The sequence below is a fragment of the Leisingera sp. ANG-M6 genome (genome assembly GCF_000813905.1).
In the GTDB taxonomy this organism is placed as follows: domain Bacteria; phylum Pseudomonadota; class Alphaproteobacteria; order Rhodobacterales; family Rhodobacteraceae; genus Leisingera.
Window position 1 is genome coordinate 42,250 of record NZ_JWLG01000002.1, and the last position, 22,714, is coordinate 64,963.

The 22,714-nt window shown below is 64.0% G+C and carries 26 protein-coding genes; 15 read left to right on the plus strand and 11 right to left on the minus strand.

The genetic code is table 11. The annotated features are described in order from the left end of the window. Positions 1 to 38: 38 nt before the first annotated feature. A complete protein-coding gene (locus RA24_RS00680) occupies positions 39 to 998 on the minus strand; it encodes an L-malyl-CoA/beta-methylmalyl-CoA lyase (protein WP_039189051.1) in 960 nt (319 codons plus the stop codon). Between the two features lie 174 nt (positions 999 to 1,172). Between RA24_RS00680 and RA24_RS00685 the strand changes: the two genes are divergently transcribed. From RA24_RS00685 to RA24_RS00710, 6 genes are all read left to right on the plus strand, one after another. Next, the gene (locus RA24_RS00685; protein ID WP_039189244.1) at positions 1,173 to 2,444 is read left to right on the plus strand and encodes an MFS transporter; all 1,272 of its coding nucleotides are present in this window, start codon (positions 1,173 to 1,175) and stop codon (positions 2,442 to 2,444) included. A 110-nt stretch (positions 2,445 to 2,554) separates the two neighbouring features. After that, on the plus strand, positions 2,555 to 3,556 hold the full coding sequence (dgcN, locus tag RA24_RS00690; RefSeq protein WP_039189053.1) for an N-acetyltransferase DgcN: 1,002 nt from the start codon (positions 2,555 to 2,557) through the stop codon (positions 3,554 to 3,556). A gap of 152 nt (positions 3,557 to 3,708) precedes the next feature. Beyond that, a complete protein-coding gene (gene dgcA, locus RA24_RS00695) occupies positions 3,709 to 4,674 on the plus strand; it encodes an N-acetyl-D-Glu racemase DgcA (protein ID WP_039189056.1) in 966 nt (321 codons plus the stop codon). A gap of 10 nt (positions 4,675 to 4,684) precedes the next feature. After that, positions 4,685 to 5,545 carry a D-amino-acid transaminase gene (locus RA24_RS00700; RefSeq protein WP_039189057.1) on the plus strand — a complete coding sequence of 287 codons (861 nt, stop codon included), beginning with the start codon at positions 4,685 to 4,687 and terminating at the stop codon, positions 5,543 to 5,545. A 323-nt stretch (positions 5,546 to 5,868) separates the two neighbouring features. Continuing rightward, positions 5,869 to 6,105 (plus strand): hypothetical protein, encoded by a 237-nt coding sequence (locus RA24_RS00705; RefSeq protein WP_019294968.1) that lies wholly within the window; start codon positions 5,869 to 5,871, stop codon positions 6,103 to 6,105. Between the two features lie 170 nt (positions 6,106 to 6,275). Next, positions 6,276 to 7,112 carry an alpha/beta hydrolase family esterase gene (locus tag RA24_RS00710; protein WP_019294969.1) on the plus strand — a complete coding sequence of 279 codons (837 nt, stop codon included), beginning with the start codon at positions 6,276 to 6,278 and terminating at the stop codon, positions 7,110 to 7,112. A 34-nt stretch (positions 7,113 to 7,146) separates the two neighbouring features. Here RA24_RS00710 and RA24_RS00715 read toward each other — a convergent pair whose 3' ends face one another. Then, on the minus strand, positions 7,147 to 7,974 hold the full coding sequence (locus RA24_RS00715) for a dienelactone hydrolase family protein (protein WP_039189059.1): 828 nt from the start codon (positions 7,972 to 7,974) through the stop codon (positions 7,147 to 7,149). 73 nt (positions 7,975 to 8,047) lie between these two features. Between RA24_RS00715 and RA24_RS00720 the strand changes: the two genes are divergently transcribed. Then, entirely contained in the window at positions 8,048 to 8,536 is a 489-nt protein-coding gene (locus tag RA24_RS00720; RefSeq protein WP_237754612.1) for a winged helix-turn-helix transcriptional regulator, read from the plus strand. Positions 8,537 to 8,645: 109 nt separating this feature from the next. Here the strand turns inward: RA24_RS00720 and RA24_RS00725 are convergent, their stop codons facing one another. From RA24_RS00725 to RA24_RS00735, 3 genes are all read right to left on the minus strand, one after another. Further along, positions 8,646 to 8,960 carry a DUF1244 domain-containing protein gene (locus RA24_RS00725; protein ID WP_019294972.1) on the minus strand — a complete coding sequence of 105 codons (315 nt, stop codon included), beginning with the start codon at positions 8,958 to 8,960 and terminating at the stop codon, positions 8,646 to 8,648. Positions 8,961 to 9,040: 80 nt separating this feature from the next. Next, positions 9,041 to 9,280, minus strand: coding sequence for a DUF6868 family protein (locus RA24_RS00730; protein ID WP_039170461.1), 240 nt, complete (start codon positions 9,278 to 9,280; stop codon positions 9,041 to 9,043). A gap of 122 nt (positions 9,281 to 9,402) precedes the next feature. Then, on the minus strand, positions 9,403 to 10,140 hold the full coding sequence (locus RA24_RS00735) for an N-formylglutamate amidohydrolase (protein ID WP_039170462.1): 738 nt from the start codon (positions 10,138 to 10,140) through the stop codon (positions 9,403 to 9,405). A gap of 120 nt (positions 10,141 to 10,260) precedes the next feature. On the opposite strand from RA24_RS00735, the gene pyk reads away from it, so the two are divergent. From pyk to rplT, 4 genes are all read left to right on the plus strand, one after another. After that, entirely contained in the window at positions 10,261 to 11,706 is a 1,446-nt protein-coding gene (pyk, locus tag RA24_RS00740; RefSeq protein WP_039189061.1) for a pyruvate kinase, read from the plus strand. 84 nt (positions 11,707 to 11,790) lie between these two features. Beyond that, entirely contained in the window at positions 11,791 to 12,012 is a 222-nt protein-coding gene (locus tag RA24_RS00745; RefSeq protein ID WP_019298274.1) for a hypothetical protein, read from the plus strand. Positions 12,013 to 12,128: 116 nt separating this feature from the next. Next, complete coding sequence (gene rpmI / locus RA24_RS00750) at positions 12,129 to 12,329, plus strand: 50S ribosomal protein L35 (RefSeq protein ID WP_019298273.1); 201 nt, start codon at positions 12,129 to 12,131, stop codon at positions 12,327 to 12,329. A 15-nt stretch (positions 12,330 to 12,344) separates the two neighbouring features. Then, positions 12,345 to 12,710: a 50S ribosomal protein L20 gene (rplT, locus tag RA24_RS00755; RefSeq protein WP_008557989.1), complete on the plus strand. Its 366-nt coding sequence runs from the start codon at positions 12,345 to 12,347 to the stop codon at positions 12,708 to 12,710. Positions 12,711 to 12,768: 58 nt separating this feature from the next. On the opposite strand, the gene RA24_RS00760 is transcribed toward rplT, so the two are convergent. From RA24_RS00760 to RA24_RS00770, 3 genes are all read right to left on the minus strand, one after another. Then, the gene (locus tag RA24_RS00760) at positions 12,769 to 14,508 is read right to left on the minus strand and encodes an adenylate/guanylate cyclase domain-containing protein (protein ID WP_039189062.1); all 1,740 of its coding nucleotides are present in this window, start codon (positions 14,506 to 14,508) and stop codon (positions 12,769 to 12,771) included. A gap of 146 nt (positions 14,509 to 14,654) precedes the next feature. Further along, complete coding sequence (locus RA24_RS00765; protein ID WP_241480873.1) at positions 14,655 to 15,704, minus strand: PAS domain-containing sensor histidine kinase; 1,050 nt, start codon at positions 15,702 to 15,704, stop codon at positions 14,655 to 14,657. A 150-nt stretch (positions 15,705 to 15,854) separates the two neighbouring features. After that, the gene (locus RA24_RS00770) at positions 15,855 to 16,457 is read right to left on the minus strand and encodes a pyridoxamine 5'-phosphate oxidase family protein (RefSeq protein WP_039189064.1); all 603 of its coding nucleotides are present in this window, start codon (positions 16,455 to 16,457) and stop codon (positions 15,855 to 15,857) included. Positions 16,458 to 16,525: 68 nt separating this feature from the next. Between RA24_RS00770 and RA24_RS00775 the strand changes: the two genes are divergently transcribed. Then, a complete protein-coding gene (locus RA24_RS00775) occupies positions 16,526 to 17,293 on the plus strand; it encodes an AraC family transcriptional regulator (RefSeq protein WP_039189065.1) in 768 nt (255 codons plus the stop codon). A gap of 98 nt (positions 17,294 to 17,391) precedes the next feature. Continuing rightward, a complete protein-coding gene (locus RA24_RS00780) occupies positions 17,392 to 18,558 on the plus strand; it encodes a sterol desaturase family protein (RefSeq protein ID WP_039189247.1) in 1,167 nt (388 codons plus the stop codon). A gap of 3 nt (positions 18,559 to 18,561) precedes the next feature. Here RA24_RS00780 and RA24_RS00785 read toward each other — a convergent pair whose 3' ends face one another. The 3 genes from RA24_RS00785 to RA24_RS00795 all read right to left on the minus strand — a co-directional run bounded on the left by RA24_RS00785 (position 18,562) and on the right by RA24_RS00795 (position 20,212). Next, the gene (locus RA24_RS00785) at positions 18,562 to 18,927 is read right to left on the minus strand and encodes a GFA family protein (protein ID WP_342586252.1); all 366 of its coding nucleotides are present in this window, start codon (positions 18,925 to 18,927) and stop codon (positions 18,562 to 18,564) included. A gap of 108 nt (positions 18,928 to 19,035) precedes the next feature. After that, the gene (locus RA24_RS00790) at positions 19,036 to 19,671 is read right to left on the minus strand and encodes a DUF1326 domain-containing protein (protein ID WP_039189068.1); all 636 of its coding nucleotides are present in this window, start codon (positions 19,669 to 19,671) and stop codon (positions 19,036 to 19,038) included. Between the two features lie 88 nt (positions 19,672 to 19,759). Continuing rightward, complete coding sequence (locus RA24_RS00795; RefSeq protein WP_193747099.1) at positions 19,760 to 20,212, minus strand: PACE efflux transporter; 453 nt, start codon at positions 20,210 to 20,212, stop codon at positions 19,760 to 19,762. A 100-nt stretch (positions 20,213 to 20,312) separates the two neighbouring features. Between RA24_RS00795 and RA24_RS00800 the strand changes: the two genes are divergently transcribed. Continuing rightward, positions 20,313 to 21,206, plus strand: a complete 894-nt coding sequence (locus RA24_RS00800; RefSeq protein WP_193747100.1) for a LysR family transcriptional regulator — start codon at positions 20,313 to 20,315, stop codon at positions 21,204 to 21,206. Positions 21,207 to 21,328: 122 nt separating this feature from the next. Beyond that, on the plus strand, positions 21,329 to 22,402 hold the full coding sequence (gene pheS / locus RA24_RS00805; RefSeq protein WP_039189073.1) for a phenylalanine--tRNA ligase subunit alpha: 1,074 nt from the start codon (positions 21,329 to 21,331) through the stop codon (positions 22,400 to 22,402). Positions 22,403 to 22,714: the final 312 nt, after the last annotated feature.

Genomic DNA, 22,714 nt, shown 5'->3' on the forward strand with positions numbered 1-22,714 from the left:
CTGGGGACGCCCTTGGAACCTCTCGTCGCGGACCGGCGTCAGCTGCCCGCGATCAGTTCGGCCTGCGCCACAATCACTTCCGCCTGCTTGATCGAGGCGATGTCCACGAGACGGCCCTTGTAAACGGTTGCACCGGCACCGGAGGCCTTGGCCTCCTCCATCGCCGCCAGGATCTCGCGGGCTTCTGCGACCGCCTCGTCCGACGGGGTGAACACCTGGTTGGCCAGGTCAATCTGGCTGGGGTGGATCGCCCATTTGCCGACCATGCCCAGCGTCGCGGAGCGTTTCGCCTGGGCGATATAGCCGTCCTCGTCGGAGAAGTCGCCAAACGGCCCGTCCACCGGCAGGATGCCATGGGTGCGGCAGGCCGCGACAATCGCTGCCTGCGCCCAGTGCCAGGGGTCGGACCAGTGCTTCTGGCCCTCGCGGATCATGTAGTAGTTCTCCTGGGTGCCGCCGATCCCGGTGGTCTGCATTCCCATCGAGGCTGCAAAATCCGCAGCCCCCAGGCTCATCGCCTGCAGGCGGGGGGAGGATTTGGCAATGTCTTCAGCATGGGCGATGCCAGCTGCCGACTCGATGATCACCTCAAAGGATACCGGTTTGGTGCGGCCCTTGGCGCGCTCGATGGCCGTGACCAGCGCATCCACCGCATAGACATCCTCGGCGCAGCCCACCTTGGGGATCATGACCTGGTCGAGCCGGTCACCGGCCTGCTCAAGAATGTCCACCACGTCGCGGTACCAGTAGGGGGTGTCGAGCCCGTTGATCCGCACCGACAGGTATTTATTGCCCCAATCGACGCTATTGATCGCCTCGATCACGTTGGCGCGGGCCTGATCCTTGTCATCCGGCGCCACCGAATCCTCCAGGTCGAGGTTGATGACATCCGCCGCCGAGGCCGCCATCTTCTCGAACAGCTTCACTTTGGAGCCGGGGCCGAACAGCTGGCAACGGTTGGGGCGCGCCGGGGCGGCGGGCTGGATGCGGAAGCTCATGGGGCAATCCTCCGGGTAATGACATTTCAATTCTGCTAGGGTGAAGTGTTAGAAAGTTGCGCGGGTATGTGCAAGGGGATTTTGCACATGCAGAAAGTGCCGCTGCGATGCGGCGCCGGAAACTTTGCCGCAAACAGGCGCGCAAGCCCGCGGCGCCCGTGCGAGCAACCGGGCATGAAACGTGCATTTATTGAAAACTGGGCCCTGTTTCTGGGCATGCTGATGCTGATGGTGGCCAACGGGCTTCTGGTCACCTTGCTGACAATCCGGGGTGCGGGGCTTGGCTTCTCCGACCTCACCATTTCGATCATGCAGGCGGCCTATCCTGCCGGCGCCCTGCTGGGCACCGTGATGGCGCCGGGGATGGTGGCCAAGGTGGGCCACATTCGGGCGTTTTCGGCGCTGGCCTCTTTGGTGTCGATCTCGGCGATCCTGCACCTGCTGACCTCCGATCCCTATTCCTGGTCGGCGATGCGGTTCCTGGCCGGGGTCTGTTATCCCGGCATGTATGTGATCACCGAAAGCTGGCTGCAGGCAAAATCGGAAAACAAGAACCGGGCGCAGATCCTGTCGATCTACTTCATGATCTGGATGGCAGGCCCGGCCATCGGCACTGCACTGGTGGCGCTGCCCGATCCCAGCGGCAACCTTCTGTTCGGGGCGGTTTCGATCTTGATCTCGCTGTCGATCGTTCCGCTCTTGCTGTCAGGCAACAAAGCGCCGGAGTATGAGGTGCCGGACCGGATGCCGGTGCGTAAACTGTACCGCGTGTCGCCGATGGCGGTGCTGGGCAATCTGGTGAGTGCGACCGCGGTGGCCGGCTGGTTCATCGCGCTGCCGCTGTATGCGCTGTCGCGCGGTATGAGCCCGGCAGAGGCCTCTGGTGCGCTGGTGGTGGCGATGGTTGTCGGCGCCGTGGTGCAATACCCGGTCGGCTGGATCAGCGACAAGACCGACCGGCGGCTCGTGCTGGTGGGGCTCGGCGTCATCGGCGCCGCGGCCTGCCTGTGGATGCTGGCGACCCCCACACCGCAGGCGCTGGTGATCGGTTTTGCGGTGCTCGCGGGCGCCAGCCTGCCGATGTACGCGGTCTGCTCTGCCCATGCCAACGACCAACTGAAACCCTCCCAGATCGTGCCGGCCAGCGGCGCGATGGTGTTCCTTTTGAACGTCGGCCAGTTTGGCGGCACGCTGGCGGCCCCAAATATGGTCAGCATTGCTGACGGAAATGGATTGCTGATCCTGCTTGCAGCCCTGTGTTTTATGGTCGCGGGGGTTGCTGCGCTGCGGCGGACGCAGGCCGATGCGCCAGAGGAAACCGGCTCCCAGCAGGCCATAGCGGTGCTTGGAGCGCCCCAAACCGGGGTGCTTCAGGCCGAATCTTGGCTGGAGGAGGAAAATAATGTCAGCAATGGTGACATACCGCGGGAATCTTCGGCAAATTGACAAAAGTGACGGATAATCTTGCGCTCCAGGCGCGCTGCGCAGCGGATTAGGCATGAACTTGTGCGGGAATCTCCGCAAACTCACCGGCAAGAGTGAAGAGGAAACCCGCCATGATCGAAACCCCTTATCTGCTGTTCCTGGGCGACGTGCCCGATATGCTGGCTGCCAAGGTTGCCATCGGCATCCGTGACTGGCGCCCCGACCACGCCGTCGGCCAGATCTCCCTGCCGGGCTGCGGTGCCGACCTGGGCTTGAAGGAGATGACCCTGGCCGAGGCCAAGGAAGCCGGCGCCAAGACGCTGGTGATTGGTGTTGCCAACCGCGGCGGCGTGATTTCCGACGCTTGGAAGGCAGTTCTGATCGAAGCGCTGGAAATGGGCTATGACCTGGCCTCCGGCCTGCACAACCTGCTGCGCGACGAAGGCGACCTGGTGGCCGCGGCCCAGACCCACGGCGGCACCCTGCACGACGTGCGCGTCCCCACCGTCGGCTACCCGATCGCCAACGGCAAGCCGCGCACCGGCAAGCGCTGCCTGGCGGTTGGCACCGACTGCTCGGTCGGCAAGATGTACACCGCAATGGCGATGGACAACGAGATGCGCGAGCGCGGCATGAAGTCGACTTTCCGCGCCACTGGCCAGACCGGCATCCTGATCACCGGCCACGGCGTGCCGCTGGACGCGGTCATCGCCGACTTCATGGCGGGCTCTATCGAGTATCTGACCCCGGACAACGATGACGACCACTGGGATCTGATCGAAGGCCAGGGCTCGCTGTTCCACGTCTCCTACTCGGGCGTGACCATGGCGCTGGTGCACGGCGGCCAGCCGGATGCGCTGATCCTGTGCCACGAGCCGACCCGCACCCATATGCGCGGCCTGCCGGAATATGACGTGCCGACCCTGGAAGAGCTGCGCGACGTCGCCCTGCCGCTGGCACAGCGCGCCAACCCGGCCTGCCAGATCGTGGGCATCTCGGTGAACACCCAGCACCTGAGCGAAGACGAAGCGGTCAAGTACCTGGCCGAGGTCGAAGAGCGCATGGGCCTGCCCGCCGTCGACCCCTACCGCCACGGCGCCGGACGCCTGGTGGACGCGCTGGCCGCGGTCTGATCTAACAGCCCCCGCCGGAGGTGCTCAGGCGCAGCCTGGGATGCCTCCGGCGGGAGTATTTTTAGCAAGATGAAAGAGCAGGTGCCCCGGATGAAGGGCATCGTGCCAAGGTCCGCCGCGGCGCGCGCAGGGCCGCAGGAAAGGGCAGTTTCATGAACATTACCGTCACCCCGGACGTCTTCAAACTGGCGCAGGTCTTCACCATCTCTCGCGGCTCGCGCACCGAGGCCAAGGTGCTGACCGTGCGGGTGGAAAAGGACGGCGTCACCGGCTGGGGCGAATGCGTACCCTATGCCCGCTATAACGAGACGCTGGAGAGCGTGACTGCAGAGATCGAAGGGCTGCCTGCCGATTTCACCCGCGAAGAACTGCAATCGCTGCTGCCCGCCGGTGCCGCCCGCAACGCGGTTGACTGCGCGCTGTGGGATCTGGAGGCGAAACAGGCCGGTAAGCGCGTCTGGGAACTGGCAGGCTTGCCAGCGCCGGGGCCTGAGATCACCGCTTACACCCTTTCGCTGGATACGCCCGAAAAGATGCAAGCGCAGGCGGCGGAGAACGCTCACCGGCCGCTGTTGAAGATCAAACTCGGCACCCCGGACGACATGCCCCGCCTGGAAGCGGTCCGCGCCGGTGCGCCGGACGCCAAGATCATCATTGACGCCAACGAGGGCTGGTCGGCAGAAGTCTATGCCGAACTGGCGCCGCATTTGGTGCGCCTCGGCGTGGAACTGGTAGAGCAGCCCTTGCCCGCGGGTGAGGACGAGGCGCTGATCGGAATGGAGCGCCCGGTGCCGGTCTGCGCGGACGAAAGCTGCCATGACCGCGAGAGCCTGCCCAAGCTCAAGGGCAAATATGACGTGGTCAATATCAAGCTGGACAAGACCGGCGGCCTCACTGAGGCGCTGAAGCTGCGGGAGCAGGCACTGGCCGAGGGGTATGAGGTGATGGTCGGCTGCATGGTCGGATCTTCGCTGGCGATGGCGCCTGCGACGCTTGTGGCGCAGGGTGCGGCGGTTACGGATCTTGACGGTCCGCTGCTTCTGGCCGAAGACCGCGAGGAACCATTGTTGTTTGATGCCGAGGGCGTGCACCCGCCGAAACCGGCACTTTGGGGTTGAGGAGACCAAGATGACCCGTACCGTTTATGTGAATGGCGAATACCTGCCCGAGGGTGAAGCCAAGGTTTCGATCTTTGACCGCGGCTTTCTGTTTGCCGATGCGGTTTATGAGGTGACCTCGGTTCTGGACGGCAAGCTGATCGACTTTGAAGGCCACGCCGTGCGCCTGGACCGCTCGCTGAAAGAGCTGGACATGGCGTCGCCCTGCTCCAAGGAGGAGCTCTTGGAGATCCACCGCAAGCTGGTGGAGCTGAACGGCATCGAAGAAGGGCTGGTTTACCTGCAGGTCTCGCGCGGCTCTGACGGTGACCGGGACTTTGTGTTCCCGTCCGAAGACACCCCGCCGAGCCTGGTGCTGTTCACCCAGAACAAGCCCGGCCTAGCGGACAGCCCGGCCGCTGCCAAAGGCGCCAAGATCATCTCGATCGAGGACATCCGCTGGGGCCGCCGCGACATCAAGACCGTTCAGCTGCTGTACCCGTCGATGGGCAAGATGATGGCCAAGAAGGCAGGCTGCGATGATGCCTGGCTGATCGAAGACGGCTATGTGACCGAAGGCACCTCCAACAACGCTTATTACGTCAAGAACGGCAAGATCGTGACCCGTCCGCTGTCCAACGATATCCTGCACGGCATCACCCGCGCCGCGGTGCTGCGTCTGGCGGCAGAGGCTCAGATGGAGATCGAGGAGCGTCTGTTTACCATCGAGGAAGCCAAGGAGGCGGATGAGGCCTTCACCACCTCCGCCAGCGCCTTTGTGATGCCGGTGGTCGAGATCGACGGCGTGCAGCTCGGCGACGGCATCCCCGGTCCGATCGCCAAGCGTCTGCGCGAGATCTACCTGGAGGAAAGCCGCAAGAAAGCCGTCTGAGGCTGCTTGCCGCACTGTTACGAAAGGCCGCCCTTCGGGGCGGTCTTTTTGTTCAAAAGAGAATCAATTCGGCTGTTCCGGGCCGTATGGCTGGTCCGGAAAGCGAGGCCTTGAAAGCGGTGAGACTGCGTATTTTCCAGCCTCTGGCAACAATGGGCGGCTGGCCGAACGACTGTCCCGGAAAACCCCTGCTTCGGCTCAGGATTTTAACTAATTTTACACAAAATGACCCCGTCGCGTCAGGAATGCGGTAACCTGATTTCAGGTGATAGGAGCCGGCCAGGGGGGCCGCCAGCCAGAGCCGCAGACCATGGAGGTGCCAGATGCAACAGTGTTATCAGCCAGAGATCGGGGAAGCCGTGAACAGCCAGGCCGCAGAGCCGAGCGACGCGGAAATTCTGGCCGCTGTCCGTCAGGTGCTGACCGCAGAAGTAGTGGAGCATCCCGACTATGCCGAGGCGCCTGCCAGCCGGGGGTGGCTGGCTGGCAAGCTCCTGGCGCGGGAACGTCCGGCCTCTGGTGCACTGGCCTCCCGGCTTCTGGGCCGCTTCCGCGGCTAGGCGCGCCATCGGGGGTGCGCGCCCTGCTGCGGACCGGTGGTCCAGGGAATTTAAGTAAGACATTTTGCAGCGGCCGCCCAGAACGGGCGGCCTTTTTCTTGTTCCTGTCAGCTGCAGCGCCTGCGGATTGTGCTAGCCTCGGTTCTGTACCGTATGGGGGAGGGGCGCAGATGCTGAGCCGGATATGGATGCTGCTGATAGCGGGGCTGCTGGCCGCGCCAACAGGAGCAGCGGAAGAGGCCGCGCCGTGCGGCGGGGAGACGCCGTGCCCGATAGATGGCGGTGACTACCACTTGGCTTTGCCGGAGGGCTGGCAGGGCGGGCCGGCAGTGATGTTCCTGCATGGCTACGGCAGCAGCGGTGCCAAGGTGATTGCCAATACCGGGCTGGTGGGGGCTTTCAGCCGTCGCGGCTATGCGGTGATTGCCCCCAGCGGGCTGCCTTGGGCAGAGGGCAAACCCGCCGACTGGTCGGTGCGTGACGGCTGGAACACCTATCCGCGCCGTGACCTGGTATTCCTGCGCGATGTACTGGCGGATGCCACGGAGCGTGCCGGGGTAGAGCCGGACCAGCTGCTGCTGAGCGGCTTTTCCCGCGGCGGCTCTATGGTCTGGGATGCGGCCTGCCAGATGCCGGAGTTCGCAGCCGCCTATGTTCCGGTTTCCGGCGGCTTCTGGCTGCCAATGGTACGGGACTGCAAGGGGCCGGTGAAGCTGCTGCACATTCACGGGTTTACCGACAAGGTGGTGCCGCTGGAAGGCCGGGTAATTCAGGGCTCGGTGGCCGAGATCATACAGGCTGACATCTGGGAAGGTCTGCAGCTGTGGCGGCGCGAAAACAGCTGCCGCAGAAATGCTGCTGACCATCAGATCGAAGATGGCATCTGGCGCAAGCGCTGGGACTGTGAAGCCGGCGGGCTTGAGCTGATCCTGCACAAGGGCGGCCATGGCCTGCCCAAGGGATGGAGCACTATGGCGCTGGACTGGTTTGAAAGCCTGGAGCGCTGAGGCGGCGGGCGAGGCAGCGCCGCCGCCCGTTAGATCAGCTGCCTGCTGTTAGCCGTTGCCTGAAGAATGCCAGGATCTCATCCCGTGCGGTCAGGGTCGGGCTGCCTGCCTCATCCACCAAATGCGCGGTGACCACGCTGTGCGGGGTGGGGACGTGTTTGGCAAAGAACGGCGGCACTTCGGCAGCGGCGGCGCTGTCCGGCAGGGTGCGGGCGTCAAAGCGCTCTCCCAAGGCTTCGGCATAAGCCGCAAAGCGCTGCGCCTGGCAGAAGTCGTCACCCTGAAACCGGTAGGCCAGCACCGTGAGGTCCTCGCGCTCCAGCCGCTCACGCACAGCGGCCAGTTCCTCTGGCGGGCTTTCGACACCCGCCGGGTTGTCCAGCGGCAGAGAGGGCTGCGCCAGAACCGGAGCAAGCATGGCGGGCTCCAGCATCATCGACAGGGCGAAATTGCCGGTGAAGCACATGCCGATGGCACCGGTGCCGGGACCGCCGCATTCCTCATGCGCAAGCCGTGCCAGCGCCCGCAGCCACTGGGTGACCGGGCTGGCGCCATTGCCCGCAAAGGCGCGGAATTCGGCGCTGACGCAGGCGCGGCGGAACACCTCTGCGCCGTCCTCTGCGGTGGCCACGGCGCCGTCCTTGCCGAACAGCGAGGGCATGTAGACGGTGAAGCCTGCATCACGCACCCAGCGGGCAAAGCGGGCCACATGCGGGCTGATCCCGGGCATTTCCGCCATCACGATAACCGCCGGGCCGTTGCCGGACACATGCACGGTTTTCTCCGCATCGTTGAGGGTGATCCGGCGCGGCTCGAAGTCTTCGAGCGTATCGTCGCGGTCCATCGGGCGCTGCTGGGTCATCGGGGCTGTCCTTTCGAATGCGAATCTGAGTCTAAATTTTGAACTCAGGTAGAAATCCCCTATCTGGGTCCGCATGTCAAACCCAGCTTCTGATTCCCGTGAAACCCTGCCCGCCGTCCGCCGCCGCGCCCTGGTGCCCAAGGAGCAGTGCCCGATGGCGCTGGCCGCCGAAATCCTCGGCGACCGCTGGACGCTCTTGATCCTGCGGGAGGCTTTCTATGGCGTTTGCCGCTATGACGACATGCGCGAAGACCTGAAGGCGCCGCGCTCGACGCTGACGGACCGGCTGAACAGCCTGGTGGCGCGCGGGGTGCTGGAGAAGCAGCCCTATCAGGAGGCGGGCGACCGGGTGCGCCAGGCCTATGTGCTGACCGAAGCCGGGCGCGGATTGGCGCTGACCTTTCTGGCGCTGGCGCAATGGGGGGAGGCGCATGTCACCGGCGGCGCGGCACCGGTCGGGGTGGTGGACCGGGAGAGCGGTGCGCCGCTGCGGGTGGGGCTGATGGATGCGGATGGTGCGCCGGTTGATCCAGCGCGCGCGGCCCTGCGGCTGAGAGGCTGAGGCTGCGGCCGACCCGGTTCTTTCACCTTTGGGCAAATACTCCGGGGTGAATTGGCCGCACGGCCAAGAGGGGCAGCGCCCCTCTGTCCCGGTTTAGCGGAGCAGCTGCTTACTGCTTGTCGGTCACGTTTTCCTTGAACGCCACCTCGAAGGCCGCCTGTTTCTCGGCGCTGGCCTCGGTCTGGTAGTTGGCCTTCCACTCATCCATGGTCATGCCATAGTAGATTTCACGCGCTTCGGTCTTGCCCATCTCGATGCCGCGCTCGTTGGCGGCTTCCTGGTACCAGCGGGCCAGGCAGTTGCGGCAGAAGCCGGCCATGTTCATCAGGTCGATGTTCTGCACATCGGTGCGGTCTTCCATCAGGTGCTTTTGCAGGCGGCGGAAGGCGGCGGCCTGGATTTCGATCTCGGTTTGCTTGTCCATGGCAGTGGCTCCGGAGTTGTCTTGCGTCCCCGCAGGCCTAGCAGCCGGGACAGGGGCGGGCAATGGGGGCGGGCGGTTGGTCAGATCAGCTGCAGCGCCAGCCAGGGCCCCAGCGCGGTGGCAAAGATCACGATCTTATAGGTGCCGAGCCAGCGGTAGACCGTCAGGCTGACATCCGCGGGCGCCAGCCCGAACATGCGGGCGTGCAGCCCAGCCACCCAGTCCCGCATCAGCATCAGAAGCACGGCAGAGAGGGTGAACAGTCCGATATGCAAAACGGTCAGCCATCCGAAAAAGGCAGAAAGGGTTTCCTGGGTCATGACTGCTCCTTTCCCCGAAAATCCCGCGTTTCCGTTACAAATATGGGTGCGCGCGGCCCGTTCTGCAATGTCAGCGCCGTTTTCCGAGCCGGAATTCGCGCCGAATTCCGGTGCCCGGCAGGTCAGAGCTCAGAGGCGTCCAGTGCCTTGGGCAGGATACGGGCGAGGCGCTCGGCCCATTCGTGCTGGCCCTCGTGCTCTGCAATCAGATCGTTCCTCAGCTCGACCAGCGTGTTGGGGCGGCCCGGCTTGGTGGCATGGGTTTCGATCGCGTCGCCGGGCAGATAGCCGGTGTAGGGCTCATTGACGCCCACACACAGGCCGTCCTCGCGGTTCAGCTCCTCAATGACGAAGGGCGAGAACCGCTCGCCCTCGGGGAACAGGATGCCGATTTCCCAGGGCCGCGGCGCACGCCCGCGCAGCTGGCGGGTGAAGCTGTGGACCGAGACGATCACCGTGCGCGGCCGCTCTGCCAGCCGGGCCAGCGCCCGGTGGTAGGGGCGGTAGCAGCTTTCCAGCCGCTCCTTCAGTTCTGCCTCGCCCGCGTGGCGGTTGGCCGGGATGATGGTGCCGTCATAGAGCTTCATCAAGAGGGTCGGGTCGTCCTCGCCGCGGTTGGGGTCGATCACCAGGCGGGAGAAATTCGAGGCCACCACCGGCGCGTCCAGCATCTCGCCCAAGAGCTTGGACACCTCATAGGCGCCGACGTCATAGGCGATGTGGCGCTCCATGTCCTCGCGCGGGAGGCCGAGGTCGCCGCCGCCGGCAAAATCCGGCACATGGTTGGTTGCGTGGTCGCAGGTGATCAGCCAGCGGGCGGGACGGTCTGCGCCGTGAACAAAAAACGGTGTGTATGTCATGAGCCTGATATGTTTTGCCGCATTCTCTTTACGGGAGTTGCGCGGAAATGGGAATTGGGGGATAAGCACCCCGAGCTGTTTGCGGTAACATGAAGACGAGATCCGAAGGAGAGGACCCCAATGAAACGATCGCGCAATGTGAAGATTGTCGCCACTTTGGGGCCGGCCTCGGAGACCTACGAGACCATCCGCGCGCTGCATGAGGCGGGCGCAGATGTGTTCCGCCTGAACATGTCGCACGGCAGCCACCCGGAGATCGCCGAGAAGCACAAGATCATCCGCCAGGTGGAGCAGGACCTGGACAGCCCGATTGCGATTCTCGCTGACTTGCAGGGGCCGAAGCTGCGGGTGGGTGTGTTTGCCAACGGCGCCGAAGACCTGGAGGAGGGGGCGAAGTTCCGCCTCGACTTGGATGAGGCGGAGGGCGGCGTGTCGCGCGTGTGCCTGCCGCATCCGGAGATTTTCCAGGCGCTGGAGCCGGGTGCGCACCTGCTGGTGAACGACGGCAAGATCCGCCTGGTGGTGGATGACTGCGGCCCGGACTTTGCTGATTGCACGGTGGAGACCGGCGGCACGATTTCGAACCGCAAGGGCGTAAATGTGCCCGACGTGGTGCTGCCGCTGGCGGCCTTGTCCGAGAAGGACCGTGCGGACCTGGAATTTGTCTGCGCCCTGGGGGTGGACTGGCTGGCGCTGTCCTTTGTGCAGCGGGCCAAGGATGTTTATGAGGCGCGCGCACTGGCCGATGGCCGCGCGGCGGTGCTGTCGAAGATTGAAAAGCCGCAGGCGGTGGAGGATTTCGAGGCCATTCTGGATGCCTCTGACGGTATCATGGTGGCACGCGGCGACCTGGGGGTGGAGCTGCCGGTGGCGGCGGTGCCGCCGATCCAGAAACGTCTGGTGCGCAAGTGCCGGGCCGCGGCCAAGCCGGTGATCGTGGCAACCCAGATGCTGGAAAGCATGATCGAAAGCCCGATGCCGACCCGGGCCGAGGTCTCCGACGTTGCCACCGCCATCTATGAGGGCGCCGATGCGGTAATGCTGAGCGCCGAGAGCGCGGCGGGCCAGTATCCGGTGCAAGCGGTGCAGACCATGGACAAGGTGGCGGTCGAAGTTGAGGCTGACCCGACTTACACCCAGATCATCGCGTCTTCGCGCTCAGCCAAGGGCACCACGGTGGCTGACGGAATCGTCGCCGCAGCACGGGAGATTGCGGAGAAGACCGAGATCAAGGCGATCTGCTGTTTCACCCAGTCCGGCACCACCGCGCTGCTGACCGCGCGGGAACGCCCTGGTGTGCCCATCATCGCCATGACCCCGGTCAGCGCCACTGCCCGCCGGCTGTGCCTCAGCTGGGGCTGCAAATGCGTGATGACGCCGGAGCTGGACCGGTTCAAGGGCGCGGTGGTCAGCGCCGCGCGGGCGGCGCGGTCGGGCGGCTACGCCTCCGAGGGCGACCAGATCGTGGTGACTGCCGGCGTGCCCTTCAACGTGCCGGGCACCACCAACATCCTGCGCATCGCCCCCTGCGACGAGCGGCTGATCTACAGCACCGATCCGGAATGACCCCAAGGCGGCCGGCGGCGATTGAAATGCCGCCACCTGCCCCTACCATCTCTCAGGTTGCTGAGGTCATGGGGGAGATGGTTCATGGATACGGATCTGGCGTTGATCCTGGGGCTGGTGATTGCGGCATTCACGGTGCCATCGGTCATGTCCTCCCTGAGTGAACGCCGCCCGCCGCGGGCGTCAATTCTCACCATATTGATCGCCATCTCGCTGATCGCCTATGCCGTGGTGCAGAAACCTGGCGGATATGCGATTGATGAGATCCCGGACGTGTTTTTCAGGGTCGTCGGGCGCCTACTTTAGAGAATCCGCTTGCCCATCCTGCCAGCATTGCTTAAAGGGCAGCTCTGTTCCGCGCGGCCGGCCGTCGAGGCATGCCGAGTCGCGCGTCTAGCGAACCTGCATTGAAGGAGACGGAAATGCCCAAGATGAAGACAAAGTCGAGCGCCAAGAAGCGCTTCAAGATTACCGCCACCGGCAAGGTGAAAGCGGGTCAGGCCGGCAAGCGCCACGGCATGATCAAGCGCACCACCAAGTTCATCCGTGACGCCCGCGGCACCACCACCCTGTCCGCACCGGACGCAAAGATCGTCAAGGGCTTCATGCCCTACGACCGCTAAGAGGAGATCTGAGATATGTCCCGCGTTAAAGGTGGTACCACAACTCACGCCCGTCACAAGAAGGTCATCAAGGCAGCCAAAGGTTACTACGGCCGCCGCAAGAACACCTTCAAGGTTGCCCGTCAGGCCGTCGACAAGGCCAACCAGTACGCAACCCGCGACCGTAAGAACCGCAAGCGCAACTTCCGCGCGCTGTGGATCCAGCGTATCAACGCTGCTGTGCGTTCGCACGACGAAGCGCTGACGTACTCCCGCTTCATCAACGGCCTGACCCTGGCCGGCATCGAAGTGGACCGCAAGGTTCTGGCCGACCTGGCCGTGCACGAGCCCGAAGCCTTCGGTGCGATCGTCCGTCAGGCACAGGACGCGCTGGCAGCCTAAGGTTCCAGAGTTCGAATTCAGAGAAGGCCGCCCATCGGGGCGGCCTTTTTTGTTGCCGCTATTCCGGCAACCCTGCCGTACGGAGCGCGTTCAGATAGGGATCCAGGCCGCCGGGATGTTTGACGGGCAGGCTGCGGGCCAGGTAGCTGAGGGATAGTTTCGGCAGTTCGCCAATCGCGGTCTGTACTGAGACCCTGGCCTCGTCCAGGCGCCCGGCCTGCACCAGGGCGGCTGCCTTGACCGCATGCGGCCAATAGCCGGTTGCCCGGGGCAGCTGCATTGTCTTGTCCACCCAGGCCAGGGCGGCCTCTGTATCTCCGGCCAGCACATCCGCCAGCGCATGGGTAATTGTCGTCGCCCAGAGGATCGGATCGCGCGGACTCAACGGCTCGACACGTTCTTCGCAGGCGCGCGCTTCGTCCAGGCGGCCGGCCAGGGTCAGCACCATGCCCAGCCCGTGGTGCGCCTGGCTGAAGCTGGGGTTGAGCTGGATCGCCCGCTGCAGCGCTGCAATCGACAAGTCGTGGCTGCCCTGCATCATGTGGATCCGGCCGATGGCGAAATAACCCACCGGGTCGGTGTCGTCGATCTGCAAGGCGCGGCGTGCGGACGCCATGCCCAGTTCCAGATGGTGCTCCGGGTCGTCCGGCCAGCCCATTACCACGCCCTCATAGTAGGCGTAGCACAGATACGCGTGCGCGGTGGAAAACTCCGGATCAAGCTCTGTTGCCCGCCGGAGAAGGTCCAGAGACTTCTGGTGGTCCTCGCGGCTGTAGTCCCACATGTGCCAGAGGCCGCGCTGGTAGCAGGCCCAGGCATCCAGGCTTTCTGTTCTGCGGCTGATTGCCTTTTCGCGTTCGGCAGCGGCCATTTCCGGCTCCACCCGGCCGACGATGGTCCGGGTGATCTCGTCCTGCAGATCGAAAATATCCTGCAGCTCACGGTCGTAATGTTCCGCCCAGACATGCAGTCCGGTCGGCGCATCAATCAGCTGCGCGGTGACGCGGACGCGGTTGCCGGCCCGCCGCACGCTGCCCTCGAGCACGTAGCGAACGCCGAGTTCGGCGGCGACGCGTTTGATGTCGACGGCCTGGCCTTTGTAGGTGAAGGTGGAATTGCGGGCGATCACCAGGAACCAGCGGATTTTCGACAGTCCGGTGATGATGTCCTCGCTTAGCCCGTCGGCAAGAAACTCCTGCTCTGGGTCGGCGGACATGTTGGTGAAGGGCAGCACAGCGATGGACAGTTTTTCCCGTTTCCGGGCTGCAGGTTTGGCTGTGGACGTGCCGCCGTCCCAGCGCCAGACCCGGAAGGGGCCGTCGATGTTCTTGAGGCTGATCTTGCCGGCGTCGATGAAGGTGGCGCCCACTTTGCCGCGGACCTGGCTGTGCACGTGGTCGGAGGTCAGAACGCCGCCGCAGGGCGCGGCGGCTTCCAGCCGGGCGGCGACGTTGACGCCTTCACCCAGCACGTCGTCGCCCTCGACAACGATGTCGCCCAGGTTGATGCCTATCCTGAAATCAATCGGGTCCAGATCTGCGTTTTCAGAATTTCTTGCGCGCAGAGCGTTTTGCAGCGCAACCGCACATTCCACCGCATCCACGGCGCTGGCGAATTCAGCAAGGGCGCCATCGCCCATGGTCTTGAAGATGCGGCCCCTGTTTCCGGTCACAAGAGGGATGAAGATTTCGCTCCAGATGACTTTCATCCGTTTGAGCGTTGCCGCCTCGTCCGCCTGAACGAGTTTGGAATAACCCACGACATCTGCTGCTAGAATTGCAGCCAGGCGGCGCTCCATCCACTGGCCCTCCCCTTTGGGTCAGGGTAGCGGGAGCGGTGGTAAAAAACCAGTTCCCAGTGCTGAGGTGCAGAAAGCTGCTGCTATCGGGTGCAAGGAACCGAAAGCAGAAAACAGCGCCGAATATTTGCTGACCCCTGCCGTGCTCAGCCTTGGCGCGGCATCCGCAGGGTAAAGATGGTTTGCTGGCGATCCGACGCTGCCACGATCAGGCCGCCATGCGCCTTGGCGATTTGCTGGGCGATGTAGAGGCCGAGGCCCAGGCCGTTCTGCGACTCGCGGGTGTGGGTGCGGGTGAAGGGTTCGAACAGCAGGGCCATGGTTGCCTCAGGGATCGGTTCCCCCTGGTTGGCAACGGACAGAGTGAAATCGCTGCCGTCCTCGCGGGCTGTCACGATGACCGGTTTGCCTTGGGCGCCGTGAGTCACTGCATTGGACAGAAGGTTGGAGACCAGCTGGGCGATGCGGTCCGTGTCGCAGTTCAGCGGGTCGGTGAAACTGTAGTTCTCGGTGATCGGGGTGCCCGGATTTGCCAGCCGGATTTCCTCAACCGTTTGCGCCAGGACCGGCCGCAGCTCCGCGCTGTCCGACCGCGTGATTTCAATGCCTTCTCCAAGGCGCGACCGGGCAAAGTCCAGAATGTCGTTGATCAGCGCCGACATCCGGGTGACGGACTGGCGCCCGAGCGCCAGGATCTCCAGCGCCTTGGCTGATTGCGGTTCATTCTCCAACAGCCGCAGCGTGGCGCCGATCGCCGACAGCGGGTTGCGCAGATCGTGGCCCAGCACAGCGATGAACTGCTCGCGGAAATGGGCTTCCTGCTCGCGGGAGGCCAGATTGGCGGCGTTTTCCTTGGCTTTGGTTACATCCCGGGCACTGCAGTAAAAGCGTTCGCCTTCCGGAACCGCGTTCCAGGACAGCCAGCGATAGCTGCCGTCCTTGTGCCGGTAGCGGTTTTCGAACTGCAGCACCGGCTTGCCCTGCTTGACGCGCTCAAAGGCGGCCTCGGTCCGGGACATGTCGTCGGGGTGCAGGAAGTCGAAGAACTGGCGGCTTTCGATCTCTTCCGGCAGCAGGCCCAGCGTGGTGAACCAGGCCGGGTTTGTGTCTGTGAAGATGCCGGAGGCGTCGATGATGCCCAACAGGTCTGGCGTGACCTTCCAGGTCTGGCTGGTGCGGTCCATTTGTGTGGGCACGGCAGTACATCTCTTTGGGACGGCAGGTCTGCAACTTGCACAGGTTGCCTGCCTGCTGGCAAGCGCTAAGGTGCCGCACTTGCGGGAAAAACTGTCTGCTGCGGCATGCGTTTGCCTCGCTGGACCAGACGGGCAGCCGCGGAAACGCCATCACCACATGCGGGACTTGGCGTATTCCGCATATCCTGCGTCATATGCCTCTGCCTCAAAGCTCTCCTCCTGCTCTTTCAGGAACTGGCCAGCGGTGGGCACCGCGGGGCGGTTCGCCTCCAGGTCCCACAGGCGGGAGCGCATCAGCGCCTTGGCGCATTGGAAATAGAGCTCTTGAATCGTGATTACCGCCACAGTCGCGGGCCGCAGGGATTTGCGGGCAAAATGGGAGCGAATGGCCTCGGCCGCGGTCAGCACGGCGGTGCCGTTCACCCGAACCACGTTGTTGCAGCCAGGCACCATGAACATCAGGCTGACGCGGCTGTCGCGGACGATATTGCGCAAGCTGTCGATGCGGTTGTTGCCGCGCCAGTCGGGCAGCCAGAGGGTGCGCTCGTCCGCCATATGCACCACAGGGCCGTCATCGCCGCGCGGGGTGGCGTCTGTGCCCTCGGGGCCAACGGTGGACAGCACCAGGAACCTCGAGGCGCCGATCCAGTCGCGGTAGAGCGGCGTCAGGCGGGTGGTGACCTTGGTCAGCGATTGCGGCACCGGGGCGCCGTAGATCTCTTCAAGCTCATTGGTGCTGGTGATGGTCTGCATGGGGCCGGCCTCCTTTTGGTTGCGTTTTAGCTTGCCCTTTCGCGGCGATGGGGCCAGTTTTTGCGCAAATGGGCCAGAATGCGGATATCCGGCGGCGGGGATCGCCTTCGTCCGATGCGGTGCAGATGCTGCCGCATGGGGTGGCATCCTACGCGCGCTCATACGCGGACGGCTATATCTCCGCCTGGCATGACCACCCGCGCCACCAGCTGGTCTATGCAGTGGCCGGGCTGATGATGGCAGAGGCCGGCGGCACCAGCTGGGCGGTGCCTGCGGGGTCTGGGCTGATCGTGCCGGCGGGAATGCTGCACGAGATCCGCATGGCGGGCGAAGTGCAGCTGCAGTCGCTCTATATCGATCCGGCGGCATCTGGGGCGGAGATGATGGCGGAGTGCCGGGCGGTGACCGTGGAGCCGCTGCTGGCGGGGCTGATTGCGGCGCTGTGCGCCATGAACAATCCCTGGCCGCTGCCGCCGCGGGCGCACCATCTAAGCCAGCTGATCCTGATAGAACTGGCGGCGGCGCCGAAATCCCCGCTGGCGCTGCCGTACCCTGCGGACGCGCGGCTGCAGCGGGTCTGCGATGCGCTGATCGGCGCACCGGGCGCGCCGCACACGCTTGACCATTGGGCGGCGCTGGCAGGGATGAGCCGCCGCAGCTTCACCCGCCGGTTCCAGCAGCAGACGGGGCTGAGTTTCGGTGGCTGGCGCGACCGGCTGCGCTGCCAGATCGCACTGCGGGCAGAGGCACGCGGCGCGCGGTTGGAGCAGGTGGCGCAAAGGCTGGGCTACGCCAGCCGCCAGTCGCTGCTGGCGATGATGCGGCGGCTGGTGTGACGCCCGGCGAGGACGGCTGGCCGGTGTCATGATTTCCGTAGTCGCAGGCCGCTGCTATCTGTGGCAGGTTGCGCCGGAACGGCGGCAATGAGGCAGGCATGAAATTCATCCGGAATGTGATCGCGCAACTGGAATCCCCGCGCGAGGTTCGGCCGCTGGGCAGCGGCTGGCTGTCGGGCTCAATGGCGCTTTTGGCGGCCATCACCGGGCTGCTGCTGGTGCTGCTGCGCTGGTACCCTGAGACGTTCTCTTATCCGCAGATCGCATTTGTGCATTCCAGCGGCTATGTGACCGCCTTCCTGCGGTTTGTGCTGCTGGCGGGCTATGCGCTGTCGCTGCTGAGCCTGATCCTGAGCCGCCAGAAAAGCCTGGGCTGGGCGGCGCTGGGTCTGTCTGTAGTTGCCTCGCTGATGGCTACGGCGCAGCCCCAGCACGCGGGCGAGGCTCCGCAGAGCTTGTATTTCGGGCTCGACTATTTTGTCGTGAACGTGCTGCTGGTGGGTTTTCTGTTCGTGCCGCTGGAGCGGGTCTTTCCAGCGCGGCGCGAGCAGACCGTGTTCCGCACCGAATGGCGCGAGGACATGTTCTATTATCTGATCAGTTCCATGCTGGTGCAGGTGCTAACGTTCCTGACCATGGCGCCCGCGAACTATGTGAACACCGAATTCAATCTGGAGGGGATCCGCGCCCATATCACCAATCTGCCCTTTGCGATGCAGGTGCTGATCATCATGGCGGCAACGGATTTCGTGCAGTACTGGGTGCACCGCGCTTTTCACACCTTCCCGGCGCTGTGGCATTTCCATGCGATCCACCACTCCGCCAAGAAGATGGACTGGCTGGCCGGGGCGCGGATGCATTTCATCGAGATCGCGGTGCTGCGCGGGCTGACTGCAGTGCCGATGTTTACGCTCGGCTTCAAGCCGGAGGCGATCCAGGGCTATCTGCTGATCGTCTATTTCTACTCTAGCTTCATCCACGCCAATATCGGCTGGAAGCTGGGCTTTGTGGAGCGGTTCCTGGTCACCCCGCGCTATCACCATTGGCATCATGGCAGCGAGCGGGCGGCGATCGACATCAACTATGCCTCGCATTTCCCGCTCTATGACTGGCTGTTTGGCACCCACCACCTGCCGGAGAAGGAATGGCCGTCGAAATACGGGGTGGCCGGTGACACGGTGCCAAACGGCTACTGGCGGCAATTCCTGTACCCGTTCAACCAAAAGCGCTGGAAGAAGAAGCCGGATGAGGGTGGCAAGGGCTGAGGCTCAGAGGTTTTGGCCGTCGTAGATTTCTGATGGCAGCCGCAGCGCATCCAGTCCCTTGATGCAGCCGAGGTTCACCCGGTAGTGCCCAGGGTTGAGGCGGGTTTCCACAAAGGTGTGGATGCCGCATGTGCCGCAGAAATGGTGCTGCGCGGTCTTGGTGCCGAACTGGTAGGTTTTCAGGGTGCCGGGGGCAGCCGTGATGTGCATATCGGCGGGCGGGATGGTTTCCGGTGTCAAGCCAGCCCCTCTGCGGGAGCAAATCGAGCAGTCGCAAAGCATGGCGCTGGAGATTTCCCGGGTGCGGAAGGTGAAGCGGACTGCGCCACAATGGCAGGTCCCGGAGTAGGTTTCCATCACTGGCCTCATAAGTTGAGTGGAATACGCAGATAAGATGCAACAGGATGCACACTGTGCAGGCCCGCGGGCGACAGCGACAGGTCTGGAAACGCCTGTTACACCAGCGGAGCGGGCATATCAGGCCGCGATTCCGTGCGGACCGTGGCGGATGATGGCCCATTGGCCATAGCTGTCATCCAGGTCCAGCTTGATCGCCGCGTCAGACTTGGTGCTGGCGCTGCCGATCTCGGCCAGGGTGAACTCGATGCCGCCGGGGATATCGATGCGGACCCGGTGCTCGCCGCCGCCATGTGGGGCCTGGATCGGCCGGCCGGTTGAAGTGACCAGCCCTTCGATGTCGAGTTTGGCAGTGCGGTTTTCGATGTCGACTTCGTAGTCGATCCGCTTGATCAGCGTCTCGTGCACGGTGTCGCACATGGCGCGGAACACCCACCAGTGGGTGGCTTCCTCATCGGTTTCGCCGCCCAGCATCACGGTTTCCAGCGCCGCGCGCTGGGCGTCGGTGGCGCGGTCGTCGATGATCGCCTGCAGCGCCCCCTTGCCCTCGAAAACCGGGCCGGGCCAGGCGTAGAACAGCGCTGCGCGGGTGCCGGTCAGGTCGGTGCTGCCGAAATGGCCCTTGTCGATACGGATCACCTCGAACCCGGTGCAATGCCCATGGGTGGGCAGATCCTCGAACTGGCAGGGGCAGCCGTAGTTGCAGTTGCAGTTCCCGAAGCTGGGGCCTTCGATATACCAATCCACATGTGCCATGGCTGTCCTCCGGTTGCTGCTGAATGGGATGCGCTGTGCCGCGCGCCGCAAGTATAGCATAAAACCGCAGGCTCTGCCGGGCGGCAGGTCAGGAGCTGCTGTTCGCCGCCGCTGCGACCGGGAACAGGCGGTCATAGGCGAGGGTGAAACCGTAGGTGTAGACCACCACGAAGGAGGTCACCGTCAGGTCTGCGGCCAGCGCCTGCAGCAGGCCCAGGTTCAGCCACCAGATATAGACTGGAAGCGAGGTCAGCAGCAGCGTTGCCTCGAACCCTGCGGCATGGAGCAGGCGGCCCAGCGGCGAGCGGTCGCTGGCGACCCGGCCTGCTCTGGCATCCGCGTGATCGAAGATCCAGTTGTAGAGGAGGTTCAGCAGCATTGCCTTCACGGACAGGAAGGCGCCCAGGAGGCCGATGTCGCTGAGCGGTTTGTCAAAGAATGCTGCGCCAACGGGCACCAGCATTGCCATCAGCAGGATTTCGAAGCTGACGGTATAGCGCAGCCGGTCCCTTGCGGTACGCATTGCAACTTTGCCTGCCATTCTGTGCCTCCTTTTGAAGTCTGGGCGTTGTCTTTGTTCTATCCCTATTTCATGATGCTTCCAGTCAGTATGTATCTGAAAATCAGATGGGTGGTCCATGATGTCTCCGGAAACCCTGCAGGCCTTTGTGTTGGCCGCCGAACTGGGCTCCTTCTCAGCCGCGGCGCGCAGGATGGGCAAGGCGCAGTCGGCGGTGTCCACTGCAATTGCCAATCTGGAGATCGACTGCGGCCTGCAGCTGTTCGACCGCAGCGGACGGTCGCCTGCGCTGACAAAGGCGGGCCGCGAGATGCTGCCGCATGCGCACGGCATTCTTTTGGGTCAGCGGGAGTTTACCGCCAAAGCTGCGTCGATGGCCGAGGGGGTGGAGGACAGCCTGTGCCTGGCAGTGGAGCAGGGACTGAACCAGGCGCCGCTGCTGGAGGCGCTGCGCGGCTTTGCCGAGGCCTTTCCGCATGTGGCGGTGGAGATTCTGTCGGCGGGACCCAATGATACGGCCGCATTGCTGAAGGAAGGCCGCGCCGATCTGGGGCTGATGACGGAGCAGGAGAGCTACCCGGAGGGGTTCCAGTTCCGCGGCGTTGGCCACACGGTGGCGGTGCCGGTTTGCGGGCGGGATCACCCGCTGGCTGCCCTTGGCCCCCTCGCGCACCGCGACCTGCGGGCGCACCGGCAGCTGGTGCTGCAAAGCCGCTCGCAGGAGGCCCGCTGGCTGATCGGTGAGGCCTACAGCGCCTCTCTCTGGTGCGCGGAAAGCCCGGGGATGATTATCGAGCTGCTGCGGCAGGGGCTGGGCTGGGCCGAACTGCCGCTGCCCGCGGTGCAGCCGCATCTGGACAGCGGCGCCCTGGTGCGGTTGCGCTATGGCTTCCAGCAGAGCGATGCGCTGGCCGGCATCGACGTGGTCTGGACGTCGCAGCGGGTGCTGGGGCAGGCCGGGCAATGGCTGCAGCAGAACCTGTTAAGGCTGCCGCAGGAGGCGTGGCGGGGGTGAAGGCGCTGGCACCCGCCACGGCGGCGCGCCTTGGTGACACACCGTTGTTGCATCCGCCCCCGCCCTCTTGCTTTCGCGCGCCCTTGTGGTAGCAGGGCACAAGCAGAATTCGAGGGGCCGTGATGGACGATCTTAAAGCCAAATACCTGGGTCAGATTGCAGAGGCCGCCGACGAGTCGGCGCTGGAGGCGATCCGCCTTGCCGCCGTCGGTAAGAAGGGCGAAGTGGCGCTGAAGATGCGCGAGCTGGGCAAGATGACCCCGGAAGAACGCCAGGTGGCAGGTCCCGCGCTGAACGCGCTGAAGGATGAGATCAACTCGGCGCTGGCGGCCAAGAAGGCGGGCCTGGAAGATGCCGCACTGGATGAGCGCCTGCGCACCGAATGGCTGGACGTGACCCTGCCGTCGCGCCCCGCCCGCCAGGGCAGCCTGCATCCGATCAGCCAGGTGCAGGAAGAGATCACCGCGATCTTTGCTGAGTTGGGCTTCTCGGTTGCCGAAGGGCCGCGGATCGACACCGACTGGTATAACTTCGATGCGCTGAACATTCCCGGCCACCATCCGGCGCGCGCCGAGATGGACACGTTCTACATGCACCGTGCCGAGGGCGACAACCGCCCGCCGCATGTGCTGCGCACCCATACCTCGCCGGTGCAGATACGCTCGATGGAGAAGATGGGCGCGCCGCTGCGCATCATCTGCCCGGGCGGGGTCTACCGCGCCGACTACGACCAGACCCACACGCCGATGTTTCACCAGGTCGAAGGCCTGGCGCTGGACAAGGACATCTCGATGGCGAACCTCAAGTGGGTGCTGGAGGAGTTTGTCAAATCCTTCTTTGAAGTGGATGACGTCGAGCTGCGCTTCCGCGCCTCGCATTTCCCCTTCACCGAGCCGTCGGCAGAGGTGGATATCCGCTGCTCCTGGGAGGGCGGCACGCTTAAGATCGGCGAGGGTGACGACTGGATGGAGATCCTCGGCTCCGGCATGGTGCATCCCAAGGTGATCGCGGCCGGCGGCATCGACCCGGAGATCTACCAGGGCTTTGCCTTCGGCATCGGCATTGACCGTTTGGCGATGCTGAAATACGGCATCCCGGACCTGCGCGCCTTCTTCGACAGCGACCTGCGCTGGCTGCGCCACTACGGCTTCCAGAGCCTGGACATGCCGGCGCTGCATGGCGGTTTGAGCCGGTAAGTGTATCTAATCGGGATTTTTCTGGCGCGGTACTATGACTGGTGTACTGCGTTTTGCGAAAGAATTCCGTGGTGGGCTGGTTTTGCCATCCCGGTTTGTGCAGTTGTGCCATGCTGGTTGCTGATTGCGCATGCACCGGCGTTGGTCGGAGCTGCTTATATTCTCATTGCAGCTCCTATGGCTTCAAAGTTTCTGCATGCTCACCAGAAAGTTTGGGCCAAGCGCATGTAAGTGTAAATGTTTGCTGATTTCGCAGCTCCTAGCATGCGAGTTCCGACTAGGCGTGCTAAGTCTTGGTGCGGGTGCGATCGC